This window comes from Gloeobacter kilaueensis JS1 (assembly GCF_000484535.1).
GTDB classification, from domain to species: Bacteria; Cyanobacteriota; Cyanobacteriia; order Gloeobacterales; family Gloeobacteraceae; genus Gloeobacter; species Gloeobacter kilaueensis.
In genome coordinates this window covers 3,153,827-3,169,544 of sequence record NC_022600.1, presented here as the reverse complement: position 1 = coordinate 3,169,544, position 15,718 = coordinate 3,153,827, and the positions used below count along the sequence as shown (strand labels likewise).

Genomic DNA, 15,718 nt, shown 5'->3' with positions numbered 1-15,718 from the left:
TGTAGCTCTTATGGCATTGTCAAGTTAAGAGCTGATTCGTATCGTAGAGCTGTTTCAGCATCACCCCCCGGAAATTGACGGCCTCTTAGAAAACCGCTTCCAGTCAGCCTGCTAAGCTGTGGGGCAGGTGCGTCGGGACTGTCTGGATGTTTCTTTATCTGAGCAAGGTGCTGCCGGCTTTTATCTATCCGATCGGGCTGAGCATGGTGCTGGTGGTGGCCGTGGCGCTCTTGGGGCGGCGCTGGCCCAAAACGGCAATTGGACTCTGCGGTGCGGTGTTTTTGTTGCTGGGGATCTTTGCCTCGCCCCTCGTCTCCACTGCCCTGCTCGGATCGCTCGAATCGCAGTATCCCGGTGGGCCGATTGCGAAGCTGCCGACCGCCCAAGCGATCGTCGTGCTGGGCGGATCGGTTCGGATGCCCACCCGCCTGCACGACGGGGTAGAACTGGCCGAGGCGAGCGACCGGGTGCTGCACGCCGCCCGGTTGTTTCGGGCAGGCAAAGCGCCTGTCATCTTGATGAGCGGCGGCAATGTGCCCTTCTACAGCGAGCCGGGGCAGTTGCCCGAGGCCCAGTACATGCGCCGTTTGATCGGCGAATTCGGTGTTCCAGCAAAGGCTGTGCTCGTCGAGACCGGCTCGCAGAACACTTTTGAGAATGCCCAGCAGAGTAGCGCCCTGCTTTTGCCCCAGGCCGTCCGCCGGATCTTGCTTGTCACCAGCGCCTACCACATGCCCCGCTCGGTGGCGATCTTCCGCCGCGCCGGTTTTGAGGTGATCCCGGCAGCGACCGACTTTCGCAGCGACGCGATCGTCAGCGACTGGTTGCTCACCTGGCTGCCCACCGCCGAGGCGATGGACAATTCGACCCTCGCCCTCAAGGAGTGGGTGGGTCTACTGGTCTACCGGCTGCGGGGCTGGGCCTGAAACCGGTCCCTGGCTGTCGATGTGCTGCAGCAGGGCAAACGACTGCATCCCCTGCAGCACCGCCAGCTCGCCCAGAGCCTGCGTCAGCTTGGCGTGGGCGCTATCGCTCAGGGTCGCTTCGAGGCGCTTGAGCAGGCTGGTCACCCGCTCGGCCTGCTCCTCGATTTCTCTCGGTTCGATGCGGCCATCGGCGATCGCTCGCTGCCACGACTCCATGCGCTGAAAGAACTGCACCGAGTAGACCTCGTTGGTCTGCTCGTTGAACCAGCTCTCGGGCAGAGGAGTAGCCGCAGTATCGGTGGCGGTGACGGCGGCAGGTTCGACGGTGGTGCTCCCGCCCGGCAGATCCGCCTCGATCACCTTCCAGATATCCTGATCGAGCTTGTACTGCTCCCAGGTGCCCCAGGCGGCAGGCAGCACCAGCGGATAAAAAAGCAGCAGGCCGATGCCCGCGACAAACAGCTTGTCTCCCCAGGCACCGCCGCCGATCGTCACTTCGAGGGTGTCGCCGGGCAGCGCCTTGACCTGAACGGTGAGGGCAGCGGCCAGACCGACCGCTACCCGCCAGATGTCGTCGCGGTAGCCCTGCACCACCAGACTGCCCCCTGGCAGGCGCAGGGTCTGAGTCTCGTAGTGGTTGTCAGAAAACCACTGGCGCACTTTCTCGACGAGCGCTTCGGCGCTGGTGGCTGGAGCCTGGTAGGTACGTGTCTGCATCGAAGCTTTCCTCTCAAGACGGGGTCAGTCGAACCGGGTGGAACTGCGGGTCAGGAATGGTGACGGGTACCTCGACTGCCCCTGGCAGGCGCTGGGAGATGTAGTCCCAGAGTTTGTTCTCGAGGTTGTCCTGCTTCCAGACGCCGTAGACGGCGGTGAAGGCGAGGGGAGCGAACAAAAAGACCCCGGCAAAACCGGCCAGAAACTTGTCAAACCAGCTACCGGCACCGATCGCCACCGTCAGCGCACCGTCCGGTTGGGTACCGACGGTAACGGTGAGGGCGGCAGAAAGACCGAGGAAATAGCGCAGCAGGTTGTCCTTGCGGCCCTGGACGATGTAGGTGTTCTCAGGACCAGCAAAACTTTGGGTCTCGAAATTCTCCGAGCGGAACCACGACTCGATCGAGGTGGCCAGGTACTGCGGCGAAGTATCGGGAATCTGATAAGCTTTCACTTTCATGAGCGGGGCTCCTTACTGGCTGGTGCGCAGGGAACTGGCGACAGCGGAAGCCTGCATCGCTTGCAGCACCGCTATTTCGTAGAGTGTCTCGGTGATGAGCTGGTGCTCGGGTTCGCTGACAAGGGGCTCGACTTCTTTTAGAAGCGCAATCACCCGGCTGGATTGATCGCGGATTTCTTCTGGGGTGATCTTGCCGTCGGCGATCGCCTGCTGCCACGATTCCATGCGCTGGAAGTACTCAGAAAGCCTGGTGACGCCGTTGGCCTCGTCGAACCAGCCGGTGCGGGGCGGTTGCTGCTCCATGCGATTCTCCGCAAAGACTCAAGAGCATCCTACCTTGAGAAACTGTGCGCCGGGCGATCTGGCCTGTGGCTGTTAAAGTGAGGGCATGGTGCAGGATATCTGGCTGCCGCCGGTCACAGACATCGAGGCGGAAGGGCAATGGTTGCGGGGCCAGTTGCTCGCCTGGCTGGACAGAGAATTTTTAGCCGAGGCCATCCACCCGGCCATCGCCGAGCGCGCCGCCCAGGTCTATATTCGCCAGCGCCTGGAGGGCGAAGATCTGGTCTCGGCCATCCACATCGCCCTGCTCGCCGAGTTGCGCCACTTCGACTTTGCGATGAGCGCCTGCAGCGAGTTCGTCGTCGCCAACGCCATAGCCGAGATTCTGCTGGCCAAGCTGGATATTCGCTGATGCACCACGTTTCGATTCGCACCGCCGACATCTTCCGCTCGATTGCCTTTTATGGCCTGCTGGGCTTTGAGGTCGAGGAGCGCTTTACAACCGGCATGACTCTCGCCTGCTGGCTTGCGGGGGCACTGGGCCGGATCGAACTGATTCAGATTCCAGAGCCAAAACCGGCCCCCGACGCCTGGCTCGACGAACACTACACCGGCTACTACCACACCTCCTTTTTGGTGGACGATGTAGCGGCCACCGTCGAGCGGCTGGCGGCGGCTGGAGTGCCGGTCCTTCTTGAACCGAGGCCGCAGCAGATCGGTGAACGCACTTACATGGTCGCCTTTATCGTCGATCCGGACGGGTTGCCCATCGAGCTATTGGCCGCCGCCTGAGCAGGAGATGGGAACATTTCTACAGTTCCAACCGTCAAGGAGCGACTATGCCCACGCACGGGTACCCTCCCTACTCGGAGTCCTCGATGAAGATCCGCACTTTTTGCAGCGGCGGCCTGTCGCTCATCGCCGCCCTCGCCCTCTGCCACCCGGCTGCCGCTGAGTCAAAGTTCTCCTTTGAGACGACCCCCGGCCAGCTCCCCAAAGCTGTCGTGCCCAAGCACTACGCGATCAATCTGGTGCCGGATCCAAAGACATTGACAGTGAGGGGCAGCGAGACCATCGACATCGACGTGCGCAAGCCGACGCGCACGATCACCCTCAACGCCCTCGAACTGCAGATTTCGAGGGCAGCCCTGAGCGATTTGAAGCTGCCTGCAAAAATCAAGATCGACGACAAACAACAGACCGCCATTCTTACATTTGCCAGGACGATTGCCGCCGGCAGCCACAAGCTCGTCCTCGACTTTCGAGGCCGGGTGAACCAGGCAGCGCAGGGTCTTTTTTACACCCGCTACCAGACCCCCGACGGTCAGCAAAAACTGATGTTCGGCTCCCAGATGGAATCGACCGACGCCCGGCGGCTCTTTCCCAACTGGGACGAGCCGGTCTTTCGCGCCAGCTTCCAGCTCACCGTCAGTTTGCCCCAGGCATTCACTGCCGTCTCGAATATGCCCGTCGAGCGCGAGGAGCCCCTCACAGGCGGCTATAAGCGCGTGCGCTTTTTGAGCACGCCGCCGATGGCAAGCTATCTGGTCGTTCTGTGCGCCGGTGAATTTGAGGCGGTGAGCGACGAGGTCGAAGGCGTCAAGCTCCGTGTGCTCACCACCGAGGGCAAAAAAGAACAGGGCCGCTACGCCCTGGGGGTGCTCAAGCAGATTCTGCCCTACTACAACGATTATTTTGGGGTGAAGTATCCCCTGCCCAAGCTCGACATGATCGCTGTGCCGGGGGGCTTCAGCGGGGCGATGGAAAACTGGGGCGGTATCACCTACAACGAGGCGGTGCTACTGTACGACCCGGCCCGCTCCTCCCAGAAGACAAAAGAAGACATCTACAAGACCGTCGCCCACGAAGTTTCCCACCAGTGGTTCGGTGATCTGGTGACGATGGCCTGGTGGGACAATCTCTGGCTCAACGAGGGCTTTGCCTCCTGGATGGAGAACAAGGCCACCGATCACTTCAACCCGGAGTGGCAGGTCTGGCTGCGGGAGAACGCCTCGAAGGAGCGGGCGATGGAAGCCGATGCGCGCAGCACCACCCATCCGATTCAGCAGCCGATCAAGGACCCGGCGGAGGCGGCGAGTGCCTTCGACGACATCACCTATCAAAAAGGCGAATCGATCATCCGCATGTTCGAGGGCTACCTGGGCGAAGAAAAATTCAAGGGCGGCATCCGTAGCTACATGGCTGCCCACAAATATTCCAGCACCACCACCGCCGATCTCTGGCAGGAACTGGAGCGCGCCAGCGGCCAACCGGTGGGCACGATCGCGGCAAGCTGGACCGAGCAGCCGGGTTTCCCGGTTCTGAGCGTTCAAAAAGCGGGCGGTTGCGCCCAGGGCAAAGAGCAGCTCACCCTCAGCCAGGAGCGCTTTACCATCCACGATCCGAGCGCAAAACCCTTGCTGTGGCAGGTACCGGTGAACTACACGCAGGGCAGCGACAATCCGCCGACCCAGACCACCCTGATCGGCAGCAGGAGCGCTCCACTCACCGCCGACAGCTGTGCTGTGCCCCTCAAGCTCAACGCCGGAGACACTGGCTATTACCGGGTCCAGTACAGCGACGCCGATCGCAGGGCGCTGAGCGCCGCCTTCGACGAGCTGCGGGCAGCCGACCAGTTGAATCTATTGAGCGACACCTGGGCGCTGGTCAAAGCCGGACGGGCGACCTCGGGCGACTATCTGAGCCTGGCCCAGAAGGTGCAGCCCCAGAGCAACGTCGCCCTCTGGACCCAGGTGATCGATGCTTTGGGCAACCTGGACGAGCTGCAACTGGGCAAACCGGGCCGCAGCGCCTTTCAAGCTTACGGTCGCAAGCTGTTGCAGCCGCTTTACGAGCGGCTGGGCTGGCAGGCCCAACCAGCAGAGCCCCAGACGGACGCGCTGTTGCGCAACGACGTGCTCACTACCCTGGGCGACTTTGGCGACGAGCCGGTGATCGTCGAGGCGCAGCGGCGCTTTGCCAGTTTTCTAAAAGCGCCCGAGAGCCTGAGCGGCAACCTGCGCCCGGCGGTGCTGCACATCGTCGGACGCTACGCGGACCAGCAGACTTACGATCAGCTGCACAATCTCGGACTCAAGGCAACCGGCACCGAAGAAAAAAATCAGTTCTACGGGGCGATGGCAGCGGCCCTCGATCCGAAGCTGGCCCAGCAGACTCTGGCCCTCTCGCTCGGCGACGAACTGGAGCCAGGAGCCGCCTCCAACCTCGTGCGCCGGGTGGCCGACGTCGGCGAACACCCGCAGTTGGCCTGGGAATTTCTAAAAGCCAACCTGCAGCCGCTTTTAGCCAAGCAGGCGTTCTTTAGCCGCTACACCTACGTGGCGAATGTGGCCAACAACTTCAACGACGATGCCCACGCCCAGGAATTGCTCGACTTTGCCAGGACCAGCCTCCCTCCTGAAGCGATGATCGAGATCAAGAAGATCGCTGAGCGCATCGCCTTTCGCGACGAATTGCAGCAGCGGGAGCTACCGAAGATCGACGCCTGGTCCTGCAAGCAGACACTGGGTAGCGGCACCGCCAACGCCAGCTTCTGCGTCGGGGTGCAGTAGGACTTCTCAGCTCCAGACGATCAGTTGCAATCTCTCTACGTGTAGTGTTCTCACAGTGGAAGGTGCTATTTTTAGCGCTATGGAAGAGCAGGATTCTGAGCACTCCGCTTCAAGTGAACTGCCCATAGAAGATTGGCTAAGCTTAGCTGAAGCTGCCGCCGAGGTCGGTCTGTCCCAGAATACTCTGCGCAAGTATGCGATTAACGGCAGGCTTCAGGCGAAGAAAATTGGACGCAACTGGGTTACTACCAGGGGAGCCGTGCGCCAATATCTTCAATCACGCGACGCTACTAAAGTGCCGTACCGTAGGCGTTCTTCTCACTAGCATGTATCACGATATCGCGATACACTGGGATCGAGCCTGGAGGAGTCCACCATGAACCTCTCACCATCAAGCCAGCAACCCGAAATTTTCTTCGCCGAGTTTTTCTGTGGCATCGGCCTAGTTCGGCTTGGTCTTGAGCGGGTGAAGGAAGTGCGCTTCCAGTGCGTCTTCGCTAACGACATCGATCCAGAAAAAGGAGAAATCTATCGAAATAATTTCAGGGCTGAGCATCTGCTGATAGCTGACGTGGCACAAGTGCAGGGAGAGGACGTTCCTCCTGGAGTGGATTTTGTCACAGCCTCCTTTCCCTGCATCGACCTGTCGCTGGCAGGCAAACGCAGAGGTCTGGCTGGTCAACACAGTAGTGCTTTCTACAGGTTTTTGAATGTACTCGACCAGCTTGCCGAAAAAGGGAGATTACCCAAGGTGATCATGCTCGAGAATGTGGTCGGCTTGCTCACCTCCCACTGCGGCGCGGACATTCGAGCAGTACTCTCTTCGCTTAACGAGCGGGGCTACGCCTGCGACCTACTGCTCATCGACGCGGTGCATTTTCTGCCCCAGAGCAGACCACGCGTGTACCTAACGGCGTTCCAGAATGCGCTGCTAGCCCGCTGTGACGGTCTTGGCACCGACAAGTTGCTAGATGTCGCCTCCCAGTCTCACCCATGTCGAACCAGGGCCGTCTTAAAGGTGATCCTGGATAATCCTGATCTTTTCTGGCACTTCATGCAGCTGCCATCTTTAAAGAATTGCCGGACGAAGTCACTAGCAGACATTGTGGAGACCGACGCTGATCACCGGTGGTTCAACCAGCAAGAATTAGAGCGGGAGCTAGCCTATGTTCGTAATGGCAGTTGCGAGCGTCTGCATAAAGCGCAGCGCAACGCCAGGCAGTCAGGAAATATTGTTTACCTCACAGCCTATCGGAGAATGCGCTCCGGCCTTGTCTGTCTAGAGACCCGCGACGATGGGATCGCTGGGTGCCTACGCACTCCGGTAGGCGGCAGTAGCCGGCAAGTGCTGATCGCGGTGCAGCCGGACGGCACGATACACATGCGCTATATGAGCGTCCGGGAGTACGCTAGATTGCAGGGGGCCGACGGATTCCTGCTGCCAGCATCCCAACACATCGGTCTAAAGGCATTCGGCGATGCAGTCGCTGTTCCCGTGGTCGAATGGCTTGGTAGGGCGATTGCAAAGTATTTAGCTGTCAATGCGCAGAGTGGAATCCTTCTGGATGTTGTCACAGAAGTCGTTATAAATTACTAGCACCTGATGAATAGCTTCCTCTGCGCTTAATTTTTTATGGATAATAATTTCGGCTAGTATTGTATAGCAGAAATCAGGCAACCTGATAATGAATACACTGTCATCATTCGAGACAATCCGTGCTTTAATAGCCTCGACGAGAATCAATAGCAAATATGCACGATCTTGAGCAGAATGGGTCCGAACAACATCGTCGTAAGTCAGCTGATCTAGTTTTTGCGCTTTGACTTCGACAGCGGTAATGATTTTCCCAGAGGGAATATCAATCACCTCCACGTCTCCAAGCTGGCCGCTTTGCCTGTCGCCTGCGAAAACAGGCTTGGTTCTCACCAGTGTACGCAGTGGCTCGTCGTATAACGTTTTAACCAGCGCATAAACCAGACCCTGCTGGACCCTGCCGCCGCTTGGTTGATTCAGCATTGCCGTAAGCACTTGCTGGCTGCGGCTCGCCGAGGGAATCGTGATAATGGGACTGCGAGCCTGAAGATATTCAGTCAGCATGAACGCTATGCGATCGAATGCTTCTTCAAGCAAATTCGTTTGTTGAGGCAATTCATTGACCAGTTCAATAAATGTGCTGATATGCGCCTTTTTAGCGGTTAGATCTCCACGGATTGCCGTCGCTCCCCAACGCAGCAGCACCGCGCCAAATTTTTGTCGAACATAGGTGGGCATAACCGTCGAGCGATAGCCATAAGGCAGTGCATTCTGTTTCTGAATCAACTGAGGTTGCTTGCGCTTGTTCCAGAGGGCAGCGAGCATGGTTTGGTAATCTCCAAGTCCGCGCCTCTGTTCCAATTCAGAAGCGAAAAATGAAATCAACGCATCTACCGCTGGATTGTTTGTTGAATTCACTACAGGGCTCCTGAGGCACAATTGACATGATCTTGACGCAGGTTTTTTTGCTTATCCTTGCGTCCTAGCTCCAGACGATCAGGTTATCGCGGTGTACGGCTGTTTTGGGCGGTCCCTGCTGATCTAAGATCGCTGCGATCTGCTGGCTGTTGTGGCCGCGAATTTTTGCGAGTTCGCTGCTTGAATAGTTGACCAGTCCTCGGGCAAATTCGTGCCCCCCGGTGTCGGTGAGCCGAACAAGGGCACCGGCCTCGAAATTACCGTCGATGGCGACAATTCCGGCAGGTAAAAGCGACTTGCCGCCGCTGCGCACCGCCTCCACTGCGCCCGCGTCGAGCTGCAGCGTACCCGTCGGCACCAGCCCGTGGCCGATCCAGCGCTTGCGCAATGAGGCGCGGCCTCTGGGCCCGCTCAGGCGAAAGCGGGTGCCAACCGCCTCGCCCGCCAGGATGCGGACAATATTTTGCGGGGTGCTTCCTTCTGTGATCACGGTAGTCACCCCGGCCATCGCCGCGATCCGGGCGGCTTCGAGTTTGCTTGCCATCCCGCCGCTGCCCCAGGTGCTCTTGCCCCGCGCCGATAGAAGCAGCGATTCGGAGATCTCGGAGATTTCGGGGAGCAGGTGGGCTGCCGGGTCGAGGCGCGGGTTGGCCGAATAGAGACCGGCGACATCGGTGAGCAAGATGAGCCAGTCCGCCTCGATAAGCCCCGCCACCAGGGCCGAAAGGGCGTCGTTGTCGCCGAAGCGCAGTTCTTCGGTGGCGACCGTATCGTTTTCGTTGACGATCGGGATCGTCCCGAGGCGCAGCAACTCGCCCAGGGTCTCGCGGGCGTTGAGGTAGCGCGTGCGGTCCATCAGATCCTGGCGGGTGAGCAACACCTGGGCCACCGGCTGGCCCAGCGCTCCAAAGAAGCGGTCGTAGATGCTCATCAAAAGCCCCTGACCGACCGCCGCCGCTGCCTGCTTGCCCGCCACGCTCGCTGGCCGCTCCTTGAGGCCAAGGCGGGCACAGCCAATGCCGACCGCGCCGCTGCTGACGAGTAATACCCGCTCGCCCTTGCGCCGCAGGCGGGTGAGCGTTTCTGCGAGTCCTCCGAGGGTGGCAAGGCGCAGATCGCCTGTGGCAGCGTCGCTCAGGCTCGAGGTGCCGATCTTGACTACGAGGGTCGCCACCGCCTTCAGACCGCCTGCAGCGACAGGTGAACGTCCTCCCGCAGCTGGCTGAGGTCCACTTCGACCGACAGGCGCACCTCGCTTGCTCTGAGGGTAACGAGTACTTTAGCGGCGAAGGGCGAGGGCCAGAGGTTGGGATTGCAGAAGACTTCCAGGAAAATCTCGCCGCTGTAGCGGTACTCGGTGGCGGGCTGAGGGATGCGGCGGCCACTCTGGCTCGTCGCTGTGCGCAAATGTTCGAGCAGTTGCAGGAGACTCGCATCAAGCTCGTGCAGGGCAGAGGCGGGCAGGACCGCGCTAAAGTTGCCACCGGCAAAGTTAACGGTCAGATTCACGAGGCTCATTGCTTCTTGGCGGATGCAGGCAGCCTGCATTGTACGCCCTGCCGGGCGATGCGTGCGGTAGGTTAATCTGGTCTGAGCAAAAACGTCCGCAGCGGGAGCGCCATGATCAGCAGTGCCTTTCAAACCACCCGGTCCCACGAACTGTTTGCCGAGGCCCAGCAGTTGATGCCGGGTGGCGTCAACTCGCCCGTGCGCGCCTTCAAGTCGGTGGGCGGTGAGCCGGTCTTTATCGAGCGGGCCGAGGGGGCGTATATCTGGGACGTCGATGGCAACCGCTACATCGATTACATCAATACCTGGGGGCCGTCCATCGTCGGGCACGCCAACCCCGAGGTGATCACAGCCCTCGCCGCCGCCCTTCCGAAAGGCACCAGCTACGGCGCGCCGACCCGGCTTGAAAATCAACTCGCCCGCACAGTGATCGAGGCGATTCCGGCGGTGGAGATGGTCCGCTTCGTCAATTCCGGCACCGAGGCAACGATGTCGGCCCTGCGCCTGGCCCGCGCCTTTACGGGGCGCGAAAAGATTATCAAGTTCGAAGGCTGCTACCACGGCCACGCCGACATGCTCCTGGTGCAGGCCGGTTCCGGCGTCGCCACCCTCGGACTGCCCGATTCGCCCGGTGTACCCAAAGCGACCACTGCCTCGACGCTGACGGCTCCCTACAACGATCTGGCTGCCGTCGAGGCGCTCTTTGGCCAGTACCCGGACACGATCGCCGGGGTGATCTTGGAGCCGGTGGTCGGCAACGCCGGTTGTCTTGTCCCCAAGCCCGGTTTTCTGGAGGGGCTGAGGGATCTGACCCGCCGCTACGGGGCGCTGCTTATCTTTGACGAGGTGATGACCGGCTTTCGGCTCGCCTACGGCGGTGCCCAGGCCCGCTTCGGCATCGAACCGGATCTCACCTGCCTGGGCAAGATTATTGGCGGTGGTCTGCCGGTCGGTGCCTACGCCGGTCGGCGCGAGATCTTGCAACTGGTCGCACCCGCCGGGCCGATGTACCAGGCCGGTACCCTGAGTGGCAATCCGCTGGCGATGACTGCCGGGATCAAGACCCTCGAAATTCTTGCTCGCCCCGGTACCTACGAGCGCCTCGAAGCCCTCTCAGCCCGTCTGGCGGACGGCCTCATCAAAGCGGCCCAGGAGACGGGCCATACTGTCACCGGCAACCGGGTCGGGGCAATGTTTACCCTCTTTTTCGCCGGGGGACCGATCGACAGCTTCGCCGATGCCCGGCACTCGGATCTTAAAAAATTCGCCCGCTTCCACCGGGGAATGCTGGAGCGGGGCGTGTACCTTGCCCCTTCGCAGTTCGAGGCCGGGTTCATGTCCCTCGCCCACACCGAGGCTGACATCGATTACACGATCGCAGCGGCGCGCACGGTACTGGCGACCCTGTAGGACCGTTTACAGTTACCCTTGAACGTACAACTGGTAGGAGCAGCGCCCGTGAGATGGAAAAATCCCTGGTTCTGGCTGGTGGCCGCTCTTGCGATCGCCATCGACCGGCTCACCAAGTTCTGGGCGGCAAGCCAGCTTCTCACCGGCGAAAGCGTTCCCCTGCTGCCAAATATTCTCCACCTCACCCTCACCAAAAATAGCGGTGCCGCCTTCAGCCTGTTTGCCGGAGGCAGCGACTGGCTCAAATGGATCTCGCTAATTGTCAGCGTTGCCCTGCTCATCTACGGTCTTGTCGGCCCGCGCTTTGGCATCTGGGAGCAGATTGGTTTTGGCCTGCTCCTGGGCGGAGCGATCGGCAACGGCTTTGACCGCTTTGCCTTCGGTGAGGTGACCGACTTTCTCGAATTTCGCTTTATCCAGTTTCCGGTCTTTAACGGGGCCGACATCGCCATCAACCTCGGCCTCGCCTGTCTACTCATCGGTACTTTTTTGAGCGAGCAGCGATCAAAATCGAACCTCTCCCCCCAGCCCCGTCCCCCCCAGGGGGAGGGGGAGTAGGGCGCTCTCCAGGGGAAGGGGTGGCTGCGTGATAGGATGAGCGCCGGGCTTCGATCGAGATGGGCATGGGTGAGCTGCGCGCGTTGATCTTCGATGTGGATGGTACGCTGGCCGATACCGAGCGCGATGGCCACCGGGTTGCCTTCAACCGGGCGTTTGCGGATGCGGGGCTGGATTGGGACTGGACGGTGCCCTTGTACGGCGAGTTGTTGAGTGTGACCGGTGGCAAAGAGCGCATTCGCTATTTCATCGATCGCTACCGGCCCGATTTTGACGCACCGCAGGATCTCGATGGTTTTATCGCCGCGCTGCACGCCGCCAAGACGCGGCATTTTGTCGAGATTCTGGAGGGGGGGGCGATTCCGCTGCGGCCTGGGGTCGGGCGACTTTTTGAAGAGGCGCGGCAGGCCGGGGTGCAACTCGCCATCGCGACGACGACGACGCCCAAAAATGTCGAGGCACTGCTTGTCAGTACGCTCGGAGAGGATGCCCTCGATTGGTTCGCCTGCATCGGGGCAGGCGATATCGTCCCGGCCAAAAAACCTGCACCGGACATTTATTTTTATGTATTAGAGCAGACAGGCTGGCCGGCGGAGGAGTGCCTGGCTTTTGAAGATTCGGCGAACGGGGTGCGCTCTTCGAGGGGCGCGGATCTCAAGACGATCGTCACGATCAACGACTATACGCGCGGCCAGAATTTCGACGGGGCTGCTCTGGTAGTCGATCAGTTCGGCGAAGCGGACGCTCCCTTCGCGGTGCTCGCAGGCGACGCCGGCGGGTCGCGCTACGTCGATCTGGCACTGTTGCGGCGGCTGCACGGCAGTTAAAGTCCGGCCAGACTGCTGAACAGGACAATCAAGGTGAGGGGCACGGCGTAGCGCAGGTATTGTCCCCAGCGGATGACAAGGCCGCGCGCGCGCAACAGTTCGAGCCACAGCAGGGTAGAGAGCGAGCCGATGGGGGTGAGTTTGCAGCCGATGTTGGTGCCCAGGATGCTCGCGTAGACAGCTCGCTGCAGCTCGTGGGGAGGGGCGGCAGCGGATTTGAGGCCCAGAAGGACGACCAGAGCGGCAGGCAGGTTATTAAAAATAGCAGAAAGACCGGTGACCAGCCCTCCGACGCCAAAGGACTGCCCGCTACGGCTCAGTTGTTCGAGGGCGGCGACGAGCGGTTGCAGCCCCCCGGCGCGGTAGAGGCCGACGACGACGACAAATAGACCGACGGCAAAAAAGAGGATGCCCCAGGGTCCTTCGCTGAAGATCTGGCGGGGAGTGAGCAACTTGCGCTGCACGGCCTGCACCAAAAGAACGGTGCTCACAGGCATCACTGCCAGCGAAACCGGCAGGTGGATAACAGAAGCACTCAGATAACCGACGGCCATCGCAGCCAGGCCCAGCCAGGCGGTAATAAAAGCCTGCCGGTCCCGCAGGGCAGCGCCGGGGACGGCGAGGGTCCCAGCAGCATAGCGCTCGGGCAGGGCGGACCAGAACAAGGCCAACAGCGTAACGGCGCTGCTTGTCAGGGCAAAAAGAGTGGGTAGCGCCATCGTGCGGGCAAAGGAGAGAAAATCGAGGCCAAAGGCATCGGCAAAGAGAATATTGGTGAGGTTGCTCACCAGCAGGGGGGTGCTCGCTGCGTCGCAGACGAAGCCAACGGCAAAGAGATAGGCAAAGCGGCCCGGTGGGTCTACCTCCAGTTCGTCCATCAGCTCCCAGGCGAGGGGGGTAAGAATGAGCACCGCCCCGTCGTTGGCGAGAATCGCAGCGACCAGGGCCGTGAGGGCGATGAGCACCACCAACAGGACGCGGCCATTGCCGCCGGAGCGGCGCACCACCTGCAGGGCGGCCCAGCGAAAAAAGCCGTTTGCCCTGAGCGCCATCGAGAGAATCACCAGCGCAATCAAGGTGAGCACCGCATCCCAGCTCAATCGCACCACCTGAAGGACGTCGGCAGGCTGGACAGCTCCAAGCAGTAGCATCAGCGCAGCCCCGGCCACCGCCGGGTAGGCGACCGGCAACCGGTAGGGCCGGGCAAGCACCAGGAGCAGGACGGCGACGAAAATCAGGAGCGCCAGGGGATGGGGCATGGTCGTTTTCTTGCGTCGGGTGCAATTTTGAAATCTAAAGAACGCTCCGGCTTCAGGTGCAGCGCAACTTCTGCAGATCCACCCCGGCACCGGGCTGGTTCTCGGTGCCGGGATCGCGGATCATCAGGCCGGTGCGCAGGTGAGATGCGCCGCTTTTGCCGTCGGCAAACTCAAAAAGACCGCCCCGCGCCCTGGTGCCGGTCCAGCCACCGGCTTTGAGCACAAGGGTCCGCTGGCGGATGGCAGAGCGGCCCGGCGCAACGCGGGTAATCTCGGCGGTGCTCTCAAGGATGGCCCCGCGCTGGTCGCGCAGGCGCTCGGTAAAACTAAAAAAGCGGTCGGTGTGGCGGTTGACCTGCCAGCAGAGCCGCTGCAGGCGCTCGCCACTGTCGTAGTGGGTGTAGTAGAACGCCGAAAGATCCCCCGGCAGGGTCAGCTCTTCCTGGCGGTAGCGGCCCAGGTTCGCAAAACCCTGCTCTTTGACGACGATCGACGTGTAGCGCCAGGTCCCGCGCACCCACTCCGGCACGACCTGCAGCACCTCCAGCCGCGTCGAGAGCGACGGCTCAGAGGACGGATCAGGAACCGATTGGGCCAGAAGGAGGCCCGGTGCGATGAGTGCCCCGGCGAGGGTAGCCTGTACGTACCATGTAGGCAGCATCATCTTTTGCGTACCCGGAGGTCCACGGTGGTTTCCATCCTAGGGGCTCGAAGCGGCGATCGACAAAAGCGGTACAGCAGGCTCATCTATCTGTTGGTGGCGATGCTGGTTCTCCAGCCGGCGGCGGCAGGGGCAGCCACCCTCATCCAGTTGCAGAGCGCACTTTTAGAAACCGGGCTGCTTGGCGATCAGTTTCGCCTCAGCCGCCAGGGCCAGAACTGGCTGGTGGAGAGCAACCAGCTCTATACCAGCGCCGAGGAGCTGAAGCTCTCGCTCGTCCAGGTGGCCCGGTTGCTGGCCACCAGAGAAGACCGGAATTTGCAGGTGACGCTGCGCGCCCGCTTACTGGGCAGGCCCGGCCCGGTGCAGTGCGCCGTCACCTCCCGGCAGGCAGGCCATCTGCTCAAGGCAAACGGGGCGGGACTGGCGCGGATGGCGATCGTGCTCTACGCCGGAGCCCTTCCCCAGATGGCCGTCCTCCCCCGAACCCAGCTCGATCAAAGGCGCGTCGTCGTCGCCCCGAGGGCAGCCAATCTGCCGGTGATCGGCGAACCGCTCACAGCCGGGCAGCCGGTGGCCGATCCGGCGCGGGGGGACGGCACGCTGTTGCGCACAGGCAGTGCGATCACCGTCACCCTCGAAAAGGGCCTGACCGTGAGCGGCGATCAAAGTGTGCCGGTGCGGTTCGTCGTCGTCTGGAGCGTCCTCGACGAACTCGGATCGATCTTGATCCCGAGCGGCAGCATCGGCGAGGGCCAGGTGCAGTCCAATCCGGAGGGGGCAAGGCTGGTCCTCCAGCAGATCGACACCGGCGAGCGAAAGCTCACACTGTCGGCGGCGACACCCATGATCCCGGCCTACCGACAATCTACGGGAGCGAACGGCACCCTGGCCGGTGGAATGCTGGGCACCGTACTGGGCGGCGGCCTCGGCGCGATCGTCGGTGGCCTGCTGGGCGGACTTTTTAATGCCCCGCCGCCCCCGAAGGCGGTCGTCCTCCAGGGCGGCGGTACCTACATCCTGCATCTGACCGACGATCTCAAGGCGGTGGCAAACTGAGGATTGCCGCCTATTTTCTCTGGAAA

The 15,718-nt window shown here is 61.2% G+C and carries 18 protein-coding genes; 10 read left to right on the top strand and 8 right to left on the bottom strand.

Annotated features, from left to right (window positions below):
• Positions 1–146: 146 nt before the first annotated feature.
• Positions 147–926 carry a YdcF family protein gene (locus tag GKIL_RS14650; RefSeq protein ID WP_023174482.1) on the top strand — a complete coding sequence of 260 codons (780 nt, stop codon included), beginning with the start codon at positions 147–149 and terminating at the stop codon, positions 924–926.
• Here GKIL_RS14650 and GKIL_RS14645 read toward each other — a convergent pair.
• The 3 genes from GKIL_RS14645 to GKIL_RS14635 are packed head-to-tail and all read right to left on the bottom strand — an operon-like array spanning position 894 to position 2,406.
• The gene (locus tag GKIL_RS14645) at positions 894–1,643 is read right to left on the bottom strand and encodes a hypothetical protein (RefSeq protein WP_023174481.1); all 750 of its coding nucleotides are present in this window, start codon (positions 1,641–1,643) and stop codon (positions 894–896) included. The genes GKIL_RS14650 and GKIL_RS14645 overlap by 33 nt on opposite strands.
• Positions 1,644–1,656: 13 nt before the next feature.
• Positions 1,657–2,103 (bottom strand): hypothetical protein, encoded by a 447-nt coding sequence (locus GKIL_RS14640; protein WP_023174480.1) that lies wholly within the window; start codon positions 2,101–2,103, stop codon positions 1,657–1,659.
• A gap of 12 nt (positions 2,104–2,115) precedes the next feature.
• Positions 2,116–2,406 (bottom strand): hypothetical protein, encoded by a 291-nt coding sequence (locus tag GKIL_RS14635; RefSeq protein ID WP_023174479.1) that lies wholly within the window; start codon positions 2,404–2,406, stop codon positions 2,116–2,118.
• 85 nt (positions 2,407–2,491) lie between these two features.
• On the opposite strand from GKIL_RS14635, the gene GKIL_RS14630 reads away from it, so the two are divergent.
• The 5 genes from GKIL_RS14630 (at position 2,492) to GKIL_RS23685 (ending at position 7,554) form a co-directional block, all read left to right on the top strand.
• Positions 2,492–2,797: a hypothetical protein gene (locus GKIL_RS14630; RefSeq protein WP_023174478.1), complete on the top strand. Its 306-nt coding sequence runs from the start codon at positions 2,492–2,494 to the stop codon at positions 2,795–2,797.
• The gene (locus GKIL_RS14625; RefSeq protein WP_023174477.1) at positions 2,797–3,177 is read left to right on the top strand and encodes a VOC family protein; all 381 of its coding nucleotides are present in this window, start codon (positions 2,797–2,799) and stop codon (positions 3,175–3,177) included. Before GKIL_RS14630 ends, GKIL_RS14625 begins: the two co-directional genes overlap by 1 nt.
• 86 nt (positions 3,178–3,263) lie before the next feature.
• Positions 3,264–5,957 (top strand): M1 family metallopeptidase, encoded by a 2,694-nt coding sequence (locus tag GKIL_RS14620; RefSeq protein ID WP_051382830.1) that lies wholly within the window; start codon positions 3,264–3,266, stop codon positions 5,955–5,957.
• Positions 5,958–6,036: 79 nt separating this feature from the next.
• Positions 6,037–6,282, top strand: a complete 246-nt coding sequence (locus GKIL_RS25935) for a helix-turn-helix domain-containing protein (RefSeq protein WP_023174475.1) — start codon at positions 6,037–6,039, stop codon at positions 6,280–6,282.
• A 51-nt stretch (positions 6,283–6,333) separates the two neighbouring features.
• Positions 6,334–7,554 (top strand): DNA cytosine methyltransferase, encoded by a 1,221-nt coding sequence (locus GKIL_RS23685; protein ID WP_023174474.1) that lies wholly within the window; start codon positions 6,334–6,336, stop codon positions 7,552–7,554.
• Here GKIL_RS23685 and GKIL_RS14610 read toward each other — a convergent pair.
• From GKIL_RS14610 to GKIL_RS14600, 3 genes are all read right to left on the bottom strand, one after another.
• The gene (locus GKIL_RS14610; protein WP_144080404.1) at positions 7,489–8,409 is read right to left on the bottom strand and encodes a hypothetical protein; all 921 of its coding nucleotides are present in this window, start codon (positions 8,407–8,409) and stop codon (positions 7,489–7,491) included. The two genes, GKIL_RS23685 and GKIL_RS14610, sit on opposite strands and share 66 nt — an antisense overlap.
• 64 nt (positions 8,410–8,473) lie before the next feature.
• Complete coding sequence (gene proB, locus GKIL_RS14605; protein WP_023174472.1) at positions 8,474–9,583, bottom strand: glutamate 5-kinase; 1,110 nt, start codon at positions 9,581–9,583, stop codon at positions 8,474–8,476.
• Between the two features lie 5 nt (positions 9,584–9,588).
• Entirely contained in the window at positions 9,589–9,927 is a 339-nt protein-coding gene (locus GKIL_RS14600; RefSeq protein WP_041244813.1) for a hypothetical protein, read from the bottom strand.
• Between the two features lie 102 nt (positions 9,928–10,029).
• On the opposite strand from GKIL_RS14600, the gene hemL reads away from it, so the two are divergent.
• From hemL to GKIL_RS14585, 3 genes are all read left to right on the top strand, one after another.
• Positions 10,030–11,328, top strand: a complete 1,299-nt coding sequence (gene hemL / locus GKIL_RS14595) for a glutamate-1-semialdehyde 2,1-aminomutase (protein WP_023174470.1) — start codon at positions 10,030–10,032, stop codon at positions 11,326–11,328.
• 48 nt (positions 11,329–11,376) lie between these two features.
• Positions 11,377–11,886 carry a signal peptidase II gene (gene lspA, locus GKIL_RS14590; protein WP_023174468.1) on the top strand — a complete coding sequence of 170 codons (510 nt, stop codon included), beginning with the start codon at positions 11,377–11,379 and terminating at the stop codon, positions 11,884–11,886.
• A 65-nt stretch (positions 11,887–11,951) separates the two neighbouring features.
• Positions 11,952–12,713, top strand: coding sequence for an HAD family hydrolase (locus GKIL_RS14585; protein ID WP_023174466.1), 762 nt, complete (start codon positions 11,952–11,954; stop codon positions 12,711–12,713).
• On the opposite strand, the gene GKIL_RS14580 is transcribed toward GKIL_RS14585, so the two are convergent.
• Together GKIL_RS14580 and GKIL_RS14575 are read right to left on the bottom strand one after the other, a co-directional pair.
• Positions 12,710–13,972 carry an ArsB/NhaD family transporter gene (locus GKIL_RS14580; protein WP_023174465.1) on the bottom strand — a complete coding sequence of 421 codons (1,263 nt, stop codon included), beginning with the start codon at positions 13,970–13,972 and terminating at the stop codon, positions 12,710–12,712. The two genes, GKIL_RS14585 and GKIL_RS14580, sit on opposite strands and share 4 nt — an antisense overlap.
• Before the next feature lie 52 nt (positions 13,973–14,024).
• On the bottom strand, positions 14,025–14,636 hold the full coding sequence (locus tag GKIL_RS14575; RefSeq protein WP_023174464.1) for a hypothetical protein: 612 nt from the start codon (positions 14,634–14,636) through the stop codon (positions 14,025–14,027).
• 24 nt (positions 14,637–14,660) lie between these two features.
• Here GKIL_RS14575 and GKIL_RS14570 point away from each other — a divergent pair, with 24 nt between their 5' ends.
• The gene (locus GKIL_RS14570; RefSeq protein ID WP_023174463.1) at positions 14,661–15,692 is read left to right on the top strand and encodes a hypothetical protein; all 1,032 of its coding nucleotides are present in this window, start codon (positions 14,661–14,663) and stop codon (positions 15,690–15,692) included.
• The last annotated feature ends 26 nt before the right edge of the window (positions 15,693–15,718 follow it).